This window comes from Bradyrhizobium sp. Crot121 (assembly GCF_059512385.1).
Map to the genome: position 1 here is coordinate 37,289 of NZ_JCAMOR010000052.1, position 16,357 is coordinate 53,645.

Here is a 16,357-nt window from a genome sequence, read left to right on the forward strand (position 1 = left end):
GCGCGGGGCGCGGAGGCGGATATCATCGGGAGCAGAACAGAGAGAGCCCCCGATGCATCCAGCCGCGAAACTGCAATTCGAGCGCATCGTCGACGAATACGGACGCTGGCGCGCCATTCCGGAAAGTGAACGGCCGCCGGCGCCGGCCTGGTGGTGGGGCCCGGCATTCGAACTGCGCGAATCCGTGGTCGAATTGCCGACCGACTGGAGTGTCCGATTGCGCCTTGCCAAGGGCGCGACTTATGCAGCAGGCGCCGCCATCCTGCTCAAATCGCTCGCCGGCCAGACTTATCTGCCGTGGCCTTATGATTTCTCGCGCAAGGTGAAGTCGACCGATTCGGATGTACGCGAGCTGCATGTGCAGCCGTCAGATGACAGCGCGTTTCCGCCCTAAATCCGACGCTGCCTGATCGTCCGCGGCATCTTCCTCCGGCTGCAGTGGCGGAGAGATAAGCGCCGGCGCCGAGCGCAACAACTCGGCGAGCTCGCGCGGCGGCAGCGGCTTGCTGAGCCGAAAGCCCTGCATCTCGTCGCAGCCATGGTCGCGCAGGAAGCGCTCCTGCTCGGCCGTCTCCACGCCCTCGGCGATCACGGTCATGCCGAGCGCCTTGCCCATGCTGATGATGGCCTGCGCGATCGCCTGGTCCTCGCTGTCGCGGGCGAGGTCGCGCACGAAGGAGCGGTCGATCTTGATGGTGTCGATCGGAAACTGCTTCATCAGCGACATCGACGAATAACCGGTGCCGAAATCGTCGATCGCGAGGCGAATGCCGCGGCTCTGGATCGCATCCAGCACCCGGATCGCCCGGTGCACGTTGCGCATCACCATGCTTTCGGTGACCTCGAGCTGCAGCAACGCCGGCGACATGCCGCTTGAAATCAGCGCGCCATCGATGTCGTGCAGGAGATTCTCGTCGCCGAACTGCCGCGGCGAGAGGTTGACCGCCATCGTCACCGGCCGCAAGCCGCGGCGCTGCCAGGCCATGTTCTGCGCGCAGGCCTCCTTCAGCACCCAGCGCCCGATCGGCACGATCAGCCCGATCTCCTCCGCGAGCGGAATGAACTGGGCCGGCGCGACCTGCCCGAGATCGGGATGGGTCCAGCGCAAGAGCGCTTCGACGCCAGTGATCTGGCCGCTCGCGATGTCGATCTTCGGCTGGTAGAAGAGCGAGAACTGATCGCGCTCCAGCGCGCGGCGCAGGGCATTCTCGAGCGTCAGCCGCTCAATCGACTGCGCCTTGATTTCCCTGGAGTAGAAGCGGAAGCCGTTCTTGCCGTCCTCCTTGGCGAGATACATCGCCATGTCGGCGTTCTTGGTCAGCGTCTTGGCATCTAAGCCATCAGCAGGATACATCGCAACGCCGATCGAGGCCGTGGTCTGGCATTCGTGGCCGCTCAGTTGCAGCGGCTGGCTGAGCGCCGACAACAGGCTCTCGGCGATCGTTTCGACGTCGCCACGGTCGGTTTCTTCCAGGATGACGACGAATTCATCGCCGCCGAGGCGGGCGATGACGTCGCTCGAACGCAAGGTCCCGCGCAACCGGTCGGCGATCTTGACGAGCAGCAGGTCGCCGGCGTCGTGGCCAAGCGAATCGTTGATGACCTTGAAACGGTCGAGATCGATGAACAGCAGCGCGAACTGACGCTGGTGGCGGCCGGCCACCTCGATCGCGTGACGAAGCAATTCGTTGAAGGTTTCCCGGTTGGGCAAGCGCGTCAGGCCGTCATGCGAGGCGAGATATTCGATCCGTTCGTCGGCCCTTGCCTTCTCGTCGGCGCGGTCGAAATTTTCCAGCGCGAACGAGACGTTTTCGGCGAGACGTCGCAACAGCCCGATCAACTCGGGGCTGAAGGCGCCGATCTCGCAGGAGAGGAAGATGATGGCGGCGATCGGCTTGCCGTTCTTCAATAACGGAAATGCGGCGCCAGAGCGGGTGCCAGCGTCGCGCAGGACCTGATAGAATGGGCTCGAATCGCCGAAGTCGCCGAGATAGTCGTTGCTGATGCAGGGTTTCCGGGTGCGGAATGCGATGCCGGTGAGGCTCCGCCCTTCCGGATGCGATGCATTGATGGACAGGCGCACGTTGAACGCGCGCTCGCCGTCCGGACCGGCCGAAGCGACGTTTTCCAGGTAATCGTCGCCTGGCCGCTCCAGCGCGATCGCGGTAGAGGTGAAATTGCCGCCGACGACGGCGGCCTCGCAGACCAGGTGGAACAGCTCGGTCCGCGACTTCGCCCGCATGATCGCTTCATTGGTGGCGCTGAGCGCCCCGAACATCCGCGTCAGCCGCTCCTTCTGCTCCTCGGTCCTCGCCTTCTCGTCCGCGCGCTCAAAGCTGCCGAGCGCGAACGACACGTTGTCGGCCAGCCGCTGCAGCAGTTCGGCGAACTCGGCGGTAAAGGTGTCGTGCTCGGACGCGATGAAGAGCATCACGCCGACCGGCTCACCGTCGACGAACAACGGGAACGCCGCGCCCGATCGCGCCCCCTCGCGTTCGATGATGTCCCGGAACGCACTGTCCGCGATGTCCTTCAGGAAGTTGTTGTTGATGCTGGCCTGCCTGGAACGGAATGCCGTCCCGCAAAGCCCGCGTCCCTCCGGAACGGCCTCGTCGATCGATACCTTGAGATTGCGGGCGTTCTCGGACGTCGGTCCTGCGGTCGCCGCCATCTCGAGATAGTCGCTGCCGGGCGCGACCAGGAAGATGCTGGTCGAGTTGAACCTAGCGCCCTTGCCGGCCGCCTGGCACACCAGCTTGAACATCTCCTCTCGTGACTTCGCCCGCATGATCGCTTCGTTGGTCGCGCTCAACGCCGCGAACATTCGCGACAACCGGTCCTTCTGCCGGTCGGCCCTGGCCTTTTCGTTGGCGCGTTCGAAATTTTCGAGCGCCACCGATACGTTCTCGGCGATCCGCGCCATCAGGGCGACGATCTCTTCGTCCGTCGCCAACGACCTGCCGACGAAGAACAACAAGACGCCGATGCTCTTGCCGAACTTGGTCACGGGGACCGCGATGCAGGCCATGACGCCAGCCTCGTGTCCCACCTGTCGCCACGGACCGTCCGATTTCGGGATATCGTTGTTGATGCACGGCCGCTGCGTCCGGAACGCCTGCCCGCAGACGCCCTTGCCGTAGATATTGTCCGGATCGATCGAGAAGCGCGTTTGCGTGATCAGGTCGATCGCGTCGCCGGTGCCGGCGACCGGCTCGAGCCAATGGTTGTCAGGCTCGGCGAGCAGGACCACGGCGGCGACTGATTTCCCGCTATGAACGGCGGCATCGCAGACACGCTGATAGAGGTCGTGCTCGGTCTTGGCGCGAAGGATCGCTTCGTTGGTCGCGCTGATGGCGCCGAACATCTGGTTCAGGCGGCGCATCGCCCGCTCGCTGCTCTTGCGCATGCGCTCATGTTCGAAATTATCCAGCGCAAACGAAACATTCGCAGCCATGCGCGCCAGCAGCGACACGAGCTCGTTGTCGAGCGAGCCGACCTCGCGCCGGGTGACGAGGAAAACGCCGACGCTGCGGCCATTGCAGATCAACGGCATTGCCGCCGCCGCGGTGACCTCGCTATCGCGAGCGCCCGCACGCCAGGCGAGCGAGCGCGGGTCATTCAGATAGTCATTGCTGACGCAGGCCTTCTGGTCCCGAAACGCCTGTCCGCACACCCCCTCGCCCTCAGGCGTATTCGCAATGATCGAGATGTTGATGCCGCGCAGCCGCACGACATCGTCGCCGAACCCGACCGCAAAGCGCAGCAGGCTGGTCTCGGCATCCAGCAGGAAGACCGCCGTCGCCAGGAAGTCACCGCTTGAAAACGCGGCCTCGCAGACCTTGGCGTACAGCTCCTCCGGCGATTTGGCGTACAGGATCGCTTCGTTGCTGGCGTTCAACGCCGCGAAGGTACCCCTGATGGTCTGCTCCAAGCGATCAACTCCCTGCGGCCGGTCTCGGCCGGCCCCGCGGGATTTTATGCGGAGCAGAGACCTAAGTGGACGTTAGGAACAGCTATAAGTTGCGAGTCAAAGTAAATGTGTGACGAACAAAGTCGGATAGAACCCCCGCAAAATTGCCGGTTTGTTGACGATTTCCTCCGCCCGCGAGTGCGACGCAATACCCGCGAGGCACTGGTTCCCTGCCATGAGATCCGCCGCCCTGAAAAGCCGCGCCGGCGTCATGGCGGACCGGACATTCTGGCCTTGCTCGCCGGCCACGGCTTTGAGACCATGGCGAACCACAAACAAGCAAGACCCGCCGCGTGACGCGGGCGTCGATACGAGGAAACCCCATGCCGATCGTCCACGCCGATCGTCTCACCCGCATCGGTGCGGCGCTGCTGCGCGGCGCCGGCGCCTTGGAGGAGGAAGCCCAGGCGGTCGCGATCGGCTGCGTCAACGCCAACCTCGCCGGACATGACTCGCACGGGATCATCGCGGTCGCGACCTATATCGACCGCATCAAGGCCGGCCATATCGTGCCCGGCGCGAAATGGACCATCGTCCAGGAATCGCCGACCACGACCGTGATCGACGGCCATTGGGGCTTCGGCTTCCACGTCAATGCCAAGGCGATGGAATTGACGATTGCCAAGGCGAAGACCGCCAATGTCGCCGCCTGTACCGTGTTCCGACAGAGCCATGTCGGGCGGCTTGCGCACTATCCCATGATGGCGATGCGCGAAGGCATGATCGGCATCGCCACCGCCGATTCCGGCCGCTCGCCAAAACACGTCGCGCCATTCGGCGGCCGCGAGGCGCGGCTCGGCACCAACCCGATCTCAATCGCGGTGCCGTCCGAGCTCGAGGCGCCGTTCTATCTGGACATGGCAACCTCGGCGGTCGCCGCGGGCAAGATCCAGCTCGCGGTCGCACGCGGCGAGCGGATTCCGACCGGATGGATCATCGACGCCGAAGGCCGCCACACCACCGACCCGACGGACTATCGCAAGGGCGGCGCGCTGCTGCCGCTTGGTGGCAGCGAGGGCTATAAGGGCTCTGGCTTGGCGGCCATGGTGGAAGTCCTGTGCGGCCTGCTCACCGGGCTTGGATTCGGCGTCGAGCCGACCGGACGCCACAATGACGGATGCTTCATGGCGGTGTTCAATGTCGCCGCCTTCCGTCCGTTGCAGGATTTCAAGCGCGAGGTGGCCGAGTTCGCCCGCTACCTGAAATCGACGCCGCCCTCGGACGGAAGTCCGGGCGTGTTCTATCCCGGCGAGGTCGAATTTCTGCGCGAACAGGAGCGGCGGAAGAACGGCATCGAGATCGAGGAAGCGACCTGGGACAAGCTGCGCGCGCTCGCCGGCGAGTACGGGCTGACAAAACAACTCGATCTGGCGTGAGAGGGGGACAGCGGCATGACACGGCAAATGGCACTGGTCGGTTTCCTGCAGGCGCAGAACTGCACCAATCTGCCGGGCTCCTGGCGCCATCCGCAATCGCGCGACGATTCGATGTCGGCGGATTACTACCAGGAGATCGCGCGGATCCTCGAGGCTGGCAAATTCCACATGGCGTTCTTCGACGACCGCCTGGCGATGCCGGACCGCTATGGCAACGATCACGCCCACACCGTCGAATACGGCATCCGCTGCGTGAAGATGGACCCGGTGATCGTGCTGACCACGATGGGCATGGTCACCGAGAAACTCGGCCTCGCCTCGACCTGTTCGACCACTTACTACGAGCCGTTCGACGTCGCGCGCCGCTTCGCCACCCTCGACCTCATGACCGGCGGCCGTGCCGGTTGGAATGTGGTGACTTCGGTCAATGACGGCGAAGCCCTCAACATGGGCCGCGAGCACCATCTCGAACACGATTTGCGCTACGACCGCGCCGACGAATTCATGGAGGTCGTGCTCGGCCATTGGGATTCCTGGGAGGACGGCGCACTCATCGTCGACAAGAAGAGCGGCCGTTTCGCCGATCCGACCAAGGTGAAGCGGCTCGATCACGACGGAAAGTTCTTCAAGTCGCGCGGACCCTTCACGGTGCCGCGTTCGCCGCAGGGTCATCCCGTCATTATCCAGGCCGGCGCTTCCGGCCGCGGCCAGCGTTTTGCGGGGCGATGGGGCGAGGTGATCTTCACCGCCGCGCGCAATCTTGCCAGCGCAAGGCAAGGCTATGAGGCGATCCGCGATGAGGCGGCAAAGGCCGGTCGCGATCCCGACCAGATGTTCCTCTGCAATCTGATCACGCCGGTGTGCGGCGCGACCAAGGCCGAGGCGGAAGACCGGATGGCGCTGATCCAGAAGCTGCCGCTGGAGATCGACGCGCTGTCCCTGCTCGCCGAGGGACTGAACTTCGACTTCGGCGCCAAGGGCATCGACGAGCCGCTGACGACGGAGGAACTGCAGGGCATGCAAGGCATGCTCGGCATCCGCGACGGCGTGCTGAAAACCTCCGGCAAGACCAATCCAACCACGCGCGACTTCATCACCTTCTCCGGCCGCGGCCTGGTGAAGGATGCGATCGTCGGCGGGCCGAAGGACATCGCCGATCGGCTGGAGGAGATGTTCGTCGGGCGCGGCTGCGATGGATTTGTCACTGCGGCCAGCTATGTGCCCGGTTCCTACGCTGATTTCGTTCGCCATGTCGTGCCGGAATTGCAACGCCGCGGGCTATTCCACCGTGACTATACCGGCAAGACGCTGCGCGAGAATCTCGGCCTGCCCCGTCCCGCGGCCGGAGCCTGGAAAATCTCGCCGCAGGTTGCGGCGGAATGAGAGAGCAGATCGATGCGCTGGCTTAAATTCACCGCCCAAGAGAAGACCTCCTGGGGTCTCGTCGAGGGTGAAAAGGTCGTCTCAGTGGACGGCGATCCCTTCGGCGAATGGCGGCGTACCGCGGAGACGCATGCGCTCCGAGACGTAAAGATCGAGCTGCCGCTGATCCCGCGCACCTTCTATTGCGTCGGGCTCAATTATCTGAAGCACCTGAAGGAGGCCGCCGATAAGCGCGGCGAAATCCCCGCCGTGCCCGACCGGCCCGAAATCGGCTACCGCGCCCAGAACGCCCTGATCGCCCACGATGAGGACGTGGTGATCCCGGCGACCGGAACGGAAAAGATTCACTACGAAGGTGAGCTCGTGGTCGTCATCGGCAAGAAGGCAAAACACCTCGATGCGGCGAACGCGATGTCCTGCGTGTTCGGCTACGCCATCGGCAATGACGTCAGCGAGCGCAGTTGGCAGAAGGCCGACCGCGGCCTCTGGCGCTCCAAGAACGCCGATACCTTCAAGCCGATGGGTCCATGGATCGAGACCGATGTCGATCTCGACAAGATGGAGACGGTGGTGCGGGTCAACGGCACGGAGACCAACCGCTTTCGCACCAACGATATGATTTTCGGCATCGTCCCCTTCATCGTCGAACTGACGAAGTATTTCACGCTTTGGCCCGGCGACGTGATCTGGATGGGCACCGACGGCGCCTCGCCGGACCTGAAAGCGGGTGACGTGGTCGAGATCGACATCACCGGCATCGGCACCCTGCGTAACCGGTTCGTGAGGGAGTAGCGATAAGGTTTGTAGGGTGGGCAAAGCGAAGCGTGCCCACCATCACGAGCGGAGTGCTCGAAGGTGGGCACGCTTCGCTTTGCCCACCCTACGTCTCAATCCTTCCGCGGCCGCCTGGTATCGAACGGCAGGGCGACGCCGGTCTTGATCTCCTTCAGGATCATGTTGGTGCGGACGTAGCGGATGCCGGGCACGCGGAACATGAATTCGTCCAGGAACTGATTATACGCGTGCATGTCGCGCACCACGACACGCAGATGATAGTCGGCGTCTCCCGTGGTCGCGAAACATTCCAGGACTTCGCTGCGCCGTTTCACCCGCGCCACGAACTCGTCGACGAATTTCGCATCATGCCGCTCCAGCGAAACATGAAGGATCGCCGACGTTGCAAAGCCGGCACGCTCACGTTCCACCAGCGCCGAATAGCCCGATATCACGCCGGATTCCTCCAGCCCGCGCACGCGCCGCCAGCAGGCCGAGGTCGACATGCCGACCGCCTCGGCAAGTTCCTGGTTGGTCGCGCGCCCGTTCTTCTGCAGTTCCGTGAGGATGCGTTCGTCCTGCTCTTCGACCATGAGGGCATCTCCGTTTGGTAGATTCTACCAAGAAACACGACTTCTTACAAAAGCCTACCGATTTACGGCGTATCGCAGGGATGAATTGGTAACACTTGCCGAAGGGAGGGGACTACCGTCAACCGACTCCAATCCGATGCGAGGCCGGCCATGGATGCCATTCCCTCCCTCGACACCTACCAGCTTTCCGACCGCTATGAACGCGATGACGGCCGCGTCTTCCTCACGGGCACGCAGGCCATCGTCCGTATCGTGCTCGACCAGGCCAGACGCGATCGCGCGGCGGGGCTGAACACCGCCGGCTTCATCTCCGGCTATCGTGGCTCGCCCCTCGGCGGCGTCGATCTCGAACTCTGGCGCATCGCCAATCGTCTCAAGGCGGAGCGCATCGAATTCCTGCCCGCGGTCAACGAGGACCTCGCGGCAACCGCAGTGCTCGGCTCGCAACAAGTCGAGACCCAACCCGATCGCACCGTGCAGGGCGTGTTCGGCCTCTGGTATGGCAAGGGCCCGGGCGTCGACCGTTCCGGCGATGCGCTCAAGCATGGCAACGCCTATGGCTCGTCACCGCATGGCGGCGTGCTTGTTGTCGCGGGCGACGATCATGGCTGCGTTTCCTCCTCGATGCCGCACCAGTCCGACGTCGCCTTCATGAGCTGGTTCATGCCGACGCTGCATCCGGCCAGCGTCGCCGAATATCTCGAATTCGGCGAATACGGCTACGCGCTCAGCCGCTTCTCCGGCATGTGGGTCGGCTTCAAGGCGATCTCGGAGATCGTCGAATCCGGCGCCTCCGTCGCGCTGCGCCCGCCACGCGTTTTTCACGTCCCCGATTTCACGCCGCCGCCCGGCAGCTTGCACTATCGCTGGCCCGATCTTCCCGGACCGCAGATCGAGGAGCGATTGGAAGCGAAGAAGCACGCGGTCTACGCCTTTGCAAAAGCCAACCCGATCGACCGCCACATCTACGACATCCCGCACGCGACCTATGGCATCGTCACGACCGGCAAGGCGCATCTGGACCTGATGGAAGCGCTGCGGCTGATTGGCCTCGATGAGGCTGCCTGCCGCCGCCTTGGCATCGACATCTACAAGGTCGGCATGGTCTGGCCGCTCGCGCTGCACGACGCGATGGAGTTCGTGAAGGGCAAGCGCGAGATCCTGGTGGTGGAGGAAAAGCGCGGCATCATCGAGAGCCAGTTCAAGGAATATTTCTACGACTATCCGGGCTCGAAGCCGGAGCGGATGGTCGGCAAGCACGACGAGACCGGCGCACGGCTGATCTCATGGATCGGCGAATTGTCGCCGCGCGCGCTCGCCGAGGTGCTGGCGCGGCGCCTCGACCCGATCTTCCCCGGCCTCGATCTTGCGAAGCGCGCCGCCGCACTCACCCCTGACGCACAGCGCGTGATCACGATCGCGGGCGCGACCCGCACACCCTATTTCTGCTCCGGCTGCCCGCACAACACCTCGACCAAAGTGCCGGAGGGATCGAAGGCGCTCGCCGGCATCGGCTGTCATTTCATGGCGAGCTGGATGGACCGCGAGACCTCGTCCTTGATCCAGATGGGCGGCGAAGGCGTCAACTGGGCGGCATCGTCGCGGTTCACTAACCACAAGCACATCTTCCAGAATCTCGGCGAAGGCACCTATTATCACTCCGGATCGATGGCGATCCGCCAAGCCATCGCAGCCGGCGCCAACATCACCTACAAGATCCTGTTCAACGACGCCGTGGCCATGACCGGCGGCCAACCGGTCGACGGGCCTGTGAGCGTGCATGCTATCGCACACAGCGTCCGCGCCGAAGGCGTGGCGCGGATCGCACTGGTCTCGGACGAGCCCTCGCAGTTCGCGCCCGCCGACTTCCCCATCGGCGTCACCATCCATCCGCGCGAGGAGATGGATGGCGTGCAGCGCGAGCTGCGCGACATTCCCGGCGTCTCCGTGCTGATCTACCAGCAGACCTGCGCCACCGAAAAACGCCGCCGCCGCAAGCGCGGCCAGATCGAAGAGCCGCCGCGCTTTGCCTATATCAACGACCTGGTCTGCGAAGGCTGCGGCGACTGTTCGGTGGAATCGAACTGCCTCAGCGTCGAGCCGAAGGAGACGCCGTTCGGCCGCAAGCGCCGCATCAATCTCTCGACCTGCAATAAGGATTTCTCCTGCCTCAACGGCTTCTGCCCGAGCTTTGTCACTATCGAGGGCGCCAGGCGCCGCGCGAAGCCGGAAAGCAGCATCGATCCGCAGGCGCGCGCGGCCATGCTGCCGCTGCCGGTGCTCGCACCACTCGATCGCCCCTATGATCTCCTGGTGACTGGCGTCGGCGGCACCGGCGTCATCACGGTCGGCGCGCTGATCAGCATGGCCGCGCATCTCGAGCGCCGCGGCGTCTCGGTGCTCGATTTCACCGGCTTTGCGCAAAAGTTCGGCCCGGTTTTGAGCTATATCCGTATCGCCGCTCAGCCGGACGAACTGCACCAGGTCCGCATCGACCAGGGCGCGGCCGACGCGCTGATCGGCTGCGATGTCGTCGTCAGCTCCTCCGCCAAGGCATCGGGCACCTATCGGAAGGGCATGCGCGCCGCGCTCAACGGTGCGGAGATGCCGACCGGCGACGTCGTGCGCTTCCGAGATGCGGACCTTGCCGCATCAACCCGCCTGCGCGCCATCGAGAACGTGATCGGCAGCGGTCATCTCAGCACGATCGACGCGAATGCGCTGGCCGAGCGGCTGCTCGGCGACACCGTCTATGCCAACATCATCATGCTTGGCTTCGCCTGGCAGCAGGGCCTCGTCCCGGTCTCGCTGAACGCGCTGCTCCGTGCGATCGAGCTCAACGGCGTCGCCATCGAGCGCAACAAGCAGGCCTTTGCCTTGGGACGCATCGCCAGCGTCGATCCGGACTTTCTGCCCGACGCGGATAGCGCGAGAACGATCGAAGCGGAAACGCTCGATCAGGTGATCGCGCGCCGCGCCGATTTTCTGACGGCCTACCAGGACGTAGCCTATGCTGCGCGCTATCGGAAAACGGTGAAGCGGGTGCAGGATGCCGAGGCTTCGCTCGGAACCGAGGCGCTGACGGACGCGGTCGCGCGCGCTCTGTTCAAGCTGATGGCGTACAAGGACGAATATGAGGTGGCGCGGCTTCACATGGAGACCGGCTTCCTCGACGAGCTGCGCCAGCAGTTCGAAGGCGATTTCTCGGTGAGATATCATCTGGCGCCGCCGTTCCTGCCGGCGAAGGAGGACGCGCGCGGTCGGCCGCGCAAACGCAGCTTCGGCCCATGGATCGGGACGCCGCTGAAGATTCTTGCGTGCCTGAAGAGGCTGCGGGGCACACCGTTCGACGTCTTCGGCTACACCGCCGAGCGCCGCGCTGAGCGCGACCTTATCGCCTGGTATGAGGAACAGATCGATGCCCTGCTCGGCCGGATCGATGCCCGGCGCATGCCCGACATCCTCGCGATTGCCCGAGCGCCGATGGACATCCGCGGCTACGGCCCGGTGAAGGACGCGGCGATCGCCAAAGTGAAGGCGGAGGTCGCGGGCCTGTCGGCGCAGCTCGCACAAGCTGCGCCGAACGAAGCTGCGTCAGGATCGCGCCGGGGCGCCGCGTTGAGCCGCCCGTGACAGCCAGCTCACGATCACGGTGGCGATCGCCGCAACGGCGATGTTGAGGATCAGCGCGCCGAGCCCGACATAGAAGGTGTAGCTGTCGCCGCCAAAATTGATCGTCGCCAGCGGCTTCAGCCCATTGCTCCACGCCGTCCATGATCCCCAGCCGATGCCGGCCGCCCAGCCGAGCAGCAACCCCTCGGCACGGAACCAGCGCGTAAACAGGCTGAACACCAGCGCCGGCAGGATCTGCATGATCCAGAGGCCGCCGAGCAGTTGCAGGTCGAGCGCATATTGCGTCGGCAGGAACAGGATGAAGGCCAATGCGCCGACCTTCACCACCAGCGAAGCGATCTTCGCCACCGACGCTTCGCCGGCATGGGTGATATCTGGATTGACGTAGGACTTCCAGATATTGCGCGTGAACAGGTTGGCGGCGCCGATGCTCATCACCGCCGCCGGCACCAGCGCGCCGATCGCGATCGCCGAGAAGGCGAAGCCCGCAAACCAGGATGGAAACAGCGCCTTGAACAGCATCGGCACGACGTCGTTCGGCGAGGACACCTGAATGTGCGCGGCATGGGCCATGTAGCCGAGCAGCGCGATCAAGCCGAGCAGCAGCGTATAGGCCGGCAGCAGGATCGCATTCTTGCGGATCGTGTCGGCAGATTTGGAAGCAAAGACGCCGGTCAGCGTGTGCGGATACATGAAGGCCGCAAGCGCCGAGCCGAGCGCGAGCGTCGCATAGGCCAGCATCTGCGACGGTTTCAGGATCAGGCCGGTGTCGCCGCCCTTCGCCATGAAGGCATCGTTCGCGGCGGCGAACACTGCGCCATAACCGCCGAGCTTCGCCGGCACCACCACGACCGCCACCAGCACAACGATATAGATCATGATGTCCTTGACGAAGGCGATCAGCGCCGGCGCGCGCAGGCCGGAACTATAGGTATAGAGCGCAAGGATGACGAAGGCCGCGACGAGCGGCAGTTCGCCGCTCAGCCCCATCGCCTTGATCACGACGCCCATGCCGATCAATTGCAGCGCGATATAGGGCATCGTCGCGACGATGCCGGTGAGCGCGACCACGAATTCGAGCGCCCGCAAGTCATGGGTGCCGTGCACGACGTCAGCAGCGGTGACGTAGCCTTTCGAATGCGCCACTTTCCAGAGTAGAGGCATCACCGCGAACACGAAGGGATAGACGATGATGGTGTAAGGCAGCGCGAAGAAGCCGTAAGCGCCGACCGCATAGACCAGCGCGGGCACGGCGATGATGGTGTAGGCGGTGTAGAAGTCGCCGCCGACGAGGAACCAGGTGACCCAGGTGCCAAATTGGCGGCCACCCAGGCCCCATTCATCGAGATGCTCGCTGACGGCGCCGGATTTCCAGCGCGCCGCCATGAAGCCCATGACGGTGACGAGCGCAAAGAAGAAAACAAAGACGGAAAGCGGAATCCATTCGATCTGATCAGCCATGACGTGCACCTTCCTTCAGGCTTCGTCAGGCTTGCGGCTGCGATAGACCAGCCAGATCAAGAATGAAGTGATCGGCACCCAGGCGAGTTGATACCAATAGAAGAAGGGGAAGCCGAACAGCGACGGTTCCAGGAAATTATAAAATGGCACCCACAACAGGCCGACGAACGGCAGTAGCAACAAGATCCACATCGCGGGACTCTATCTCCAGGCTCGCCGGCGATCTCGCACCGGCTCGTGACTGGAAACGCTCTAATCAGTGGATCGTTGCTGAACCAAGCACATTTCGGCATTGCTGCGTTGCGCGAGTGGGCTTCATCTCAGGGCTTGGGAAAACAACCTCGTAGAAAACGGCCTCGTAGCCCGGATGGAGCGTCGGCGTAACCCGGGGAAACTCGTAAACGCTGGTGCAGGTGTCCCGGGTTCCGCGTTCCGCTCCACCCAGGCTACGCTACGAGACTAGATCACCCGCGCAACGAGCGGAATCCTGCGCAGCGCCACTGTTAGCGCCCAGCTCGCCGCAAGTGTGCCGGCGAACACGATGGCTGCCTTCAGGCCGGCTGGCCAGGCACGGTCGTAGACCAGGTACTGCAGGTAGATGATGAAGATGTAGTGCAGGAGATAGATGCCATAGGCCGAAGGCTGCATGGCATCTAACAGGGGCAGTTTGGCCCTCGCGAAACGCAGGAAGGTTGCCGGCAGCGCGAACGCCATCGCCGCGCTGAACAGCGCGAAGGCAAACGCGTAAGCCACTTCCCACCACGTCGGCGGATTGTTGAAATCGATCCAGTTGTGGTGAGCGTAGACCAGGAACAGGATCGCGCCGTAGAACGCGAGCGCGTAGCCAAGCCACAGCAACCAGCGATTTGCCACTTCGCCGTTCTCCGCGAAAATGCCCGTGCGCAGGCTGACCACGCCGATGCCGACGCCGGTGAAGAAATAGGCGGCATAAAGCAAGATGCGGCTGGTCTGGATCGGCAGCGGATAACCGCCCGGCTCGAGCCAACTCGCATCACCAAAGATGAGGCGCATCGGCACGTAGGAAACAAGCGAGACCACCAGGAATGCCGCGAACGCCGTCATCGGCCGGTTGCGCGTCAAGAAGATCACCTGGCCCAAGCCCTTGAGCAGCCGCGGCCCGACCGACCACACGATGACGGTCAGAATATTGAGCGCGAGCAGCACCCACAGGAACCAGGCCGGTCCCGACGGCCATGGCCCGATGGTGAGCGTGTGCCACCAGAAATGGAAGAAGTTGAAATCGGTCGTGCCAGGCAGATGATAGCGCAGGAAGGTCGGATAGTAGGCCACCGGCATCAGCACGAAGATCGACACCAGATAGGGAATGCCGAGCCGCCAGGCGCGGCTGGCAATGAAATTCGCCCCTCCCCGGCGCGTCAGGCTGTCGTGCACGAACAGGCCCGAGATCATGAACATGCAGGCCATGAAGAAGCTGTCGTTGAACAACACGACAAGGTCGAAGCCGAGCCAGCGCGCTTTGTCGCCGCTGCCGAAATGAGTGTAGTTCACCACCGAATGATGGACCAGCACCAATAGGATGATGAAGGTGCGCGCGCGGTCGAGCGCAACGATGCGGGTCGTCGCGATTGCGCCTTGATCGGTTCCGTCGGTCTTGCGCAGCATCGGGGGCCGTTTCGGATCAGGCTTCTGTTCGATCACTTTTCGAACGCATCGTAAACGATCTTCTTGACGTTGACCTCGACGTGCCATCGCCCGGAGGGCGCGTTCAAGAGCAGCACGAAGAACATGTCCTGGGCCGGGTCAACGACGATATACGCCCCCGAAGCGCCGTCCCACTTGATCTCGCCGGGCGAGCCCGGCGGAGGCGGCACGGCATTGCCGGCATCGGTGCGGATCCCGAACCCGTAGCCGAAGCCGAAGCCGTCGCCCGGATAGTAGAAATAGTTGCGGGCGACGCCCGATCCCGGCCCGATATGGTCAGTCATCATCGCCTTGAAGGTTTTCGGGCCGAGAATGGTCTTGCCATCCAGCGTGCCGCCATTGAGCAGCATCTCGCCGTAACGCGCCATGTCGGCGACCGTCGATACCAGGCCGCCGCCACCGGACTCCCAGCGCGTGACGTCGAGCGGATTGCGCTCGATGCGCTCGTCACTGCGCAGCCGCCGCGCATAGCGGGCGCGCTCCGCCGGGTCGGTCAGGAAATATTTGGTCGTGGTCATGCCGAGCGGCTCGAACAGCGCCGTCTTCTCGAACTCATAGAGCGATTGTCCCGATGCGACCTCGATGACGCGGCCGAGCACATCGATCGAATGGCCGTAGTCCCATAATGTGCGCGGCTGCTCGGCAAGCGGCAGCTTCGCGATCCGCTCCGCGAATTCGGCATTGTCGAAGTCGCCGAGATAGATGCCGTCATAGGCCGCCTTCACCAGCCCCGCGCCATAGAAGCCGTAGGTGATGCCCGACGTGTGCAGCAACAGATCCTCGATCGTGACCGGACGGATCAGCGGCACCAGATCGAGCACCGGGCGACCCGACTCGTCCTTGCGCTCGACGCCGACCTTCATGTTGGCAAAGGAAGGGATGTATTTGCTGACGGGATCGTCGAGCGCGATCTTGCCGCGGTCGATCAGGATCATCGCCGCCACGCTGGTGACCGTCTTCGTCACCGAATGCAGTGGAAAGATCGTATCCGCAGTCATATCGATGTTCGCTTCGACGTCGCGCTTGCCGAAGCATTTGAAATAGATCGGCTTGCCATGCCGCTGGATCAGCAGCGCCGCGCCGGGAATCTTTCCGGTCGCGCTTTGCTCGGTGAGGAAGTCATCGAGACGCGAGAGCTTTTCCATCGACAGCGGCGCATTCGGTGGCGGCCCGAACGCCGCGGCCGGCAACGGCGCGAGCAAGCAGGCGAGCATCACGGCAAGCGGCGTCATGGTTCGGCACAATGACACCCGCTTCAGCGCAAACATGCCGCTCCCTCCTGCCCTATTCTCATGCAATCTATTGGATTGCGGCGCGCCGCGCCATCACCTCGTTACAAGCGATGATTTATCGGCGGGCGAATAGGAAAAGGCCGACGAATTGTAGATGGGGTAACGGGCCGCGGTTTGCCCTCCAAGCAAGCCGCGCTTGCTACGGCGCTATGGGTGGCGCGCTGCGCGCGGCTTGCTTGGAGGGCGGGCGGT

Annotated in this window: 11 protein-coding genes; 5 read left to right on the plus strand and 6 right to left on the minus strand. The window is 63.6% G+C overall.

Annotated features, from left to right (window positions below):
* The first annotated feature begins 52 nt into the window (after window positions 1-52).
* Window positions 53-394 (plus strand): hypothetical protein, encoded by a 342-nt coding sequence (locus AC5ZGW_RS32210; protein WP_028168724.1) that lies wholly within the window; start codon window positions 53-55, stop codon window positions 392-394.
* On the opposite strand, the gene AC5ZGW_RS32215 is transcribed toward AC5ZGW_RS32210, so the two are convergent.
* Complete coding sequence (locus tag AC5ZGW_RS32215) at window positions 368-3,931, minus strand: bifunctional diguanylate cyclase/phosphodiesterase (protein WP_130226868.1); 3,564 nt, start codon at window positions 3,929-3,931, stop codon at window positions 368-370. The genes AC5ZGW_RS32210 and AC5ZGW_RS32215 overlap by 27 nt on opposite strands.
* Before the next feature lie 362 nt (window positions 3,932-4,293).
* On the opposite strand from AC5ZGW_RS32215, the gene AC5ZGW_RS32220 reads away from it, so the two are divergent.
* Genes AC5ZGW_RS32220 through AC5ZGW_RS32230 form a run of 3 tightly spaced genes read left to right on the plus strand, consistent with a single transcriptional unit; the run spans window position 4,294 to window position 7,521 of the window.
* The gene (locus AC5ZGW_RS32220) at window positions 4,294-5,346 is read left to right on the plus strand and encodes an Ldh family oxidoreductase (protein ID WP_130226869.1); all 1,053 of its coding nucleotides are present in this window, start codon (window positions 4,294-4,296) and stop codon (window positions 5,344-5,346) included.
* Window positions 5,347-5,361: 15 nt separating this feature from the next.
* Window positions 5,362-6,729, plus strand: a complete 1,368-nt coding sequence (locus AC5ZGW_RS32225; RefSeq protein WP_130226870.1) for an LLM class flavin-dependent oxidoreductase — start codon at window positions 5,362-5,364, stop codon at window positions 6,727-6,729.
* A gap of 12 nt (window positions 6,730-6,741) precedes the next feature.
* Window positions 6,742-7,521, plus strand: a complete 780-nt coding sequence (locus tag AC5ZGW_RS32230) for a fumarylacetoacetate hydrolase family protein (protein ID WP_130226871.1) — start codon at window positions 6,742-6,744, stop codon at window positions 7,519-7,521.
* A 95-nt stretch (window positions 7,522-7,616) separates the two neighbouring features.
* On the opposite strand, the gene AC5ZGW_RS32235 is transcribed toward AC5ZGW_RS32230, so the two are convergent.
* Complete coding sequence (locus AC5ZGW_RS32235; protein ID WP_028169319.1) at window positions 7,617-8,096, minus strand: Lrp/AsnC family transcriptional regulator; 480 nt, start codon at window positions 8,094-8,096, stop codon at window positions 7,617-7,619.
* A gap of 150 nt (window positions 8,097-8,246) precedes the next feature.
* Here AC5ZGW_RS32235 and AC5ZGW_RS32240 point away from each other — a divergent pair, with 150 nt between their 5' ends.
* Complete coding sequence (locus AC5ZGW_RS32240; RefSeq protein WP_130230794.1) at window positions 8,247-11,729, plus strand: indolepyruvate ferredoxin oxidoreductase family protein; 3,483 nt, start codon at window positions 8,247-8,249, stop codon at window positions 11,727-11,729.
* On the opposite strand, the gene mctP is transcribed toward AC5ZGW_RS32240, so the two are convergent.
* From mctP to AC5ZGW_RS32260, 4 genes are all read right to left on the minus strand, one after another.
* Window positions 11,691-13,190 (minus strand): monocarboxylate uptake permease MctP, encoded by a 1,500-nt coding sequence (gene mctP / locus AC5ZGW_RS32245; RefSeq protein ID WP_130230792.1) that lies wholly within the window; start codon window positions 13,188-13,190, stop codon window positions 11,691-11,693. The two genes, AC5ZGW_RS32240 and mctP, sit on opposite strands and share 39 nt — an antisense overlap.
* A 15-nt stretch (window positions 13,191-13,205) precedes the next feature.
* Entirely contained in the window at window positions 13,206-13,382 is a 177-nt protein-coding gene (locus AC5ZGW_RS32250) for a DUF3311 domain-containing protein (protein WP_028169316.1), read from the minus strand.
* A gap of 267 nt (window positions 13,383-13,649) precedes the next feature.
* Complete coding sequence (locus tag AC5ZGW_RS32255) at window positions 13,650-14,870, minus strand: acyltransferase family protein (RefSeq protein WP_245475134.1); 1,221 nt, start codon at window positions 14,868-14,870, stop codon at window positions 13,650-13,652.
* Complete coding sequence (locus AC5ZGW_RS32260; protein WP_474419166.1) at window positions 14,867-16,141, minus strand: serine hydrolase domain-containing protein; 1,275 nt, start codon at window positions 16,139-16,141, stop codon at window positions 14,867-14,869. Before AC5ZGW_RS32260 ends, AC5ZGW_RS32255 begins: the two co-directional genes overlap by 4 nt.
* Between the last annotated feature and the right edge of the window lie 216 nt (window positions 16,142-16,357).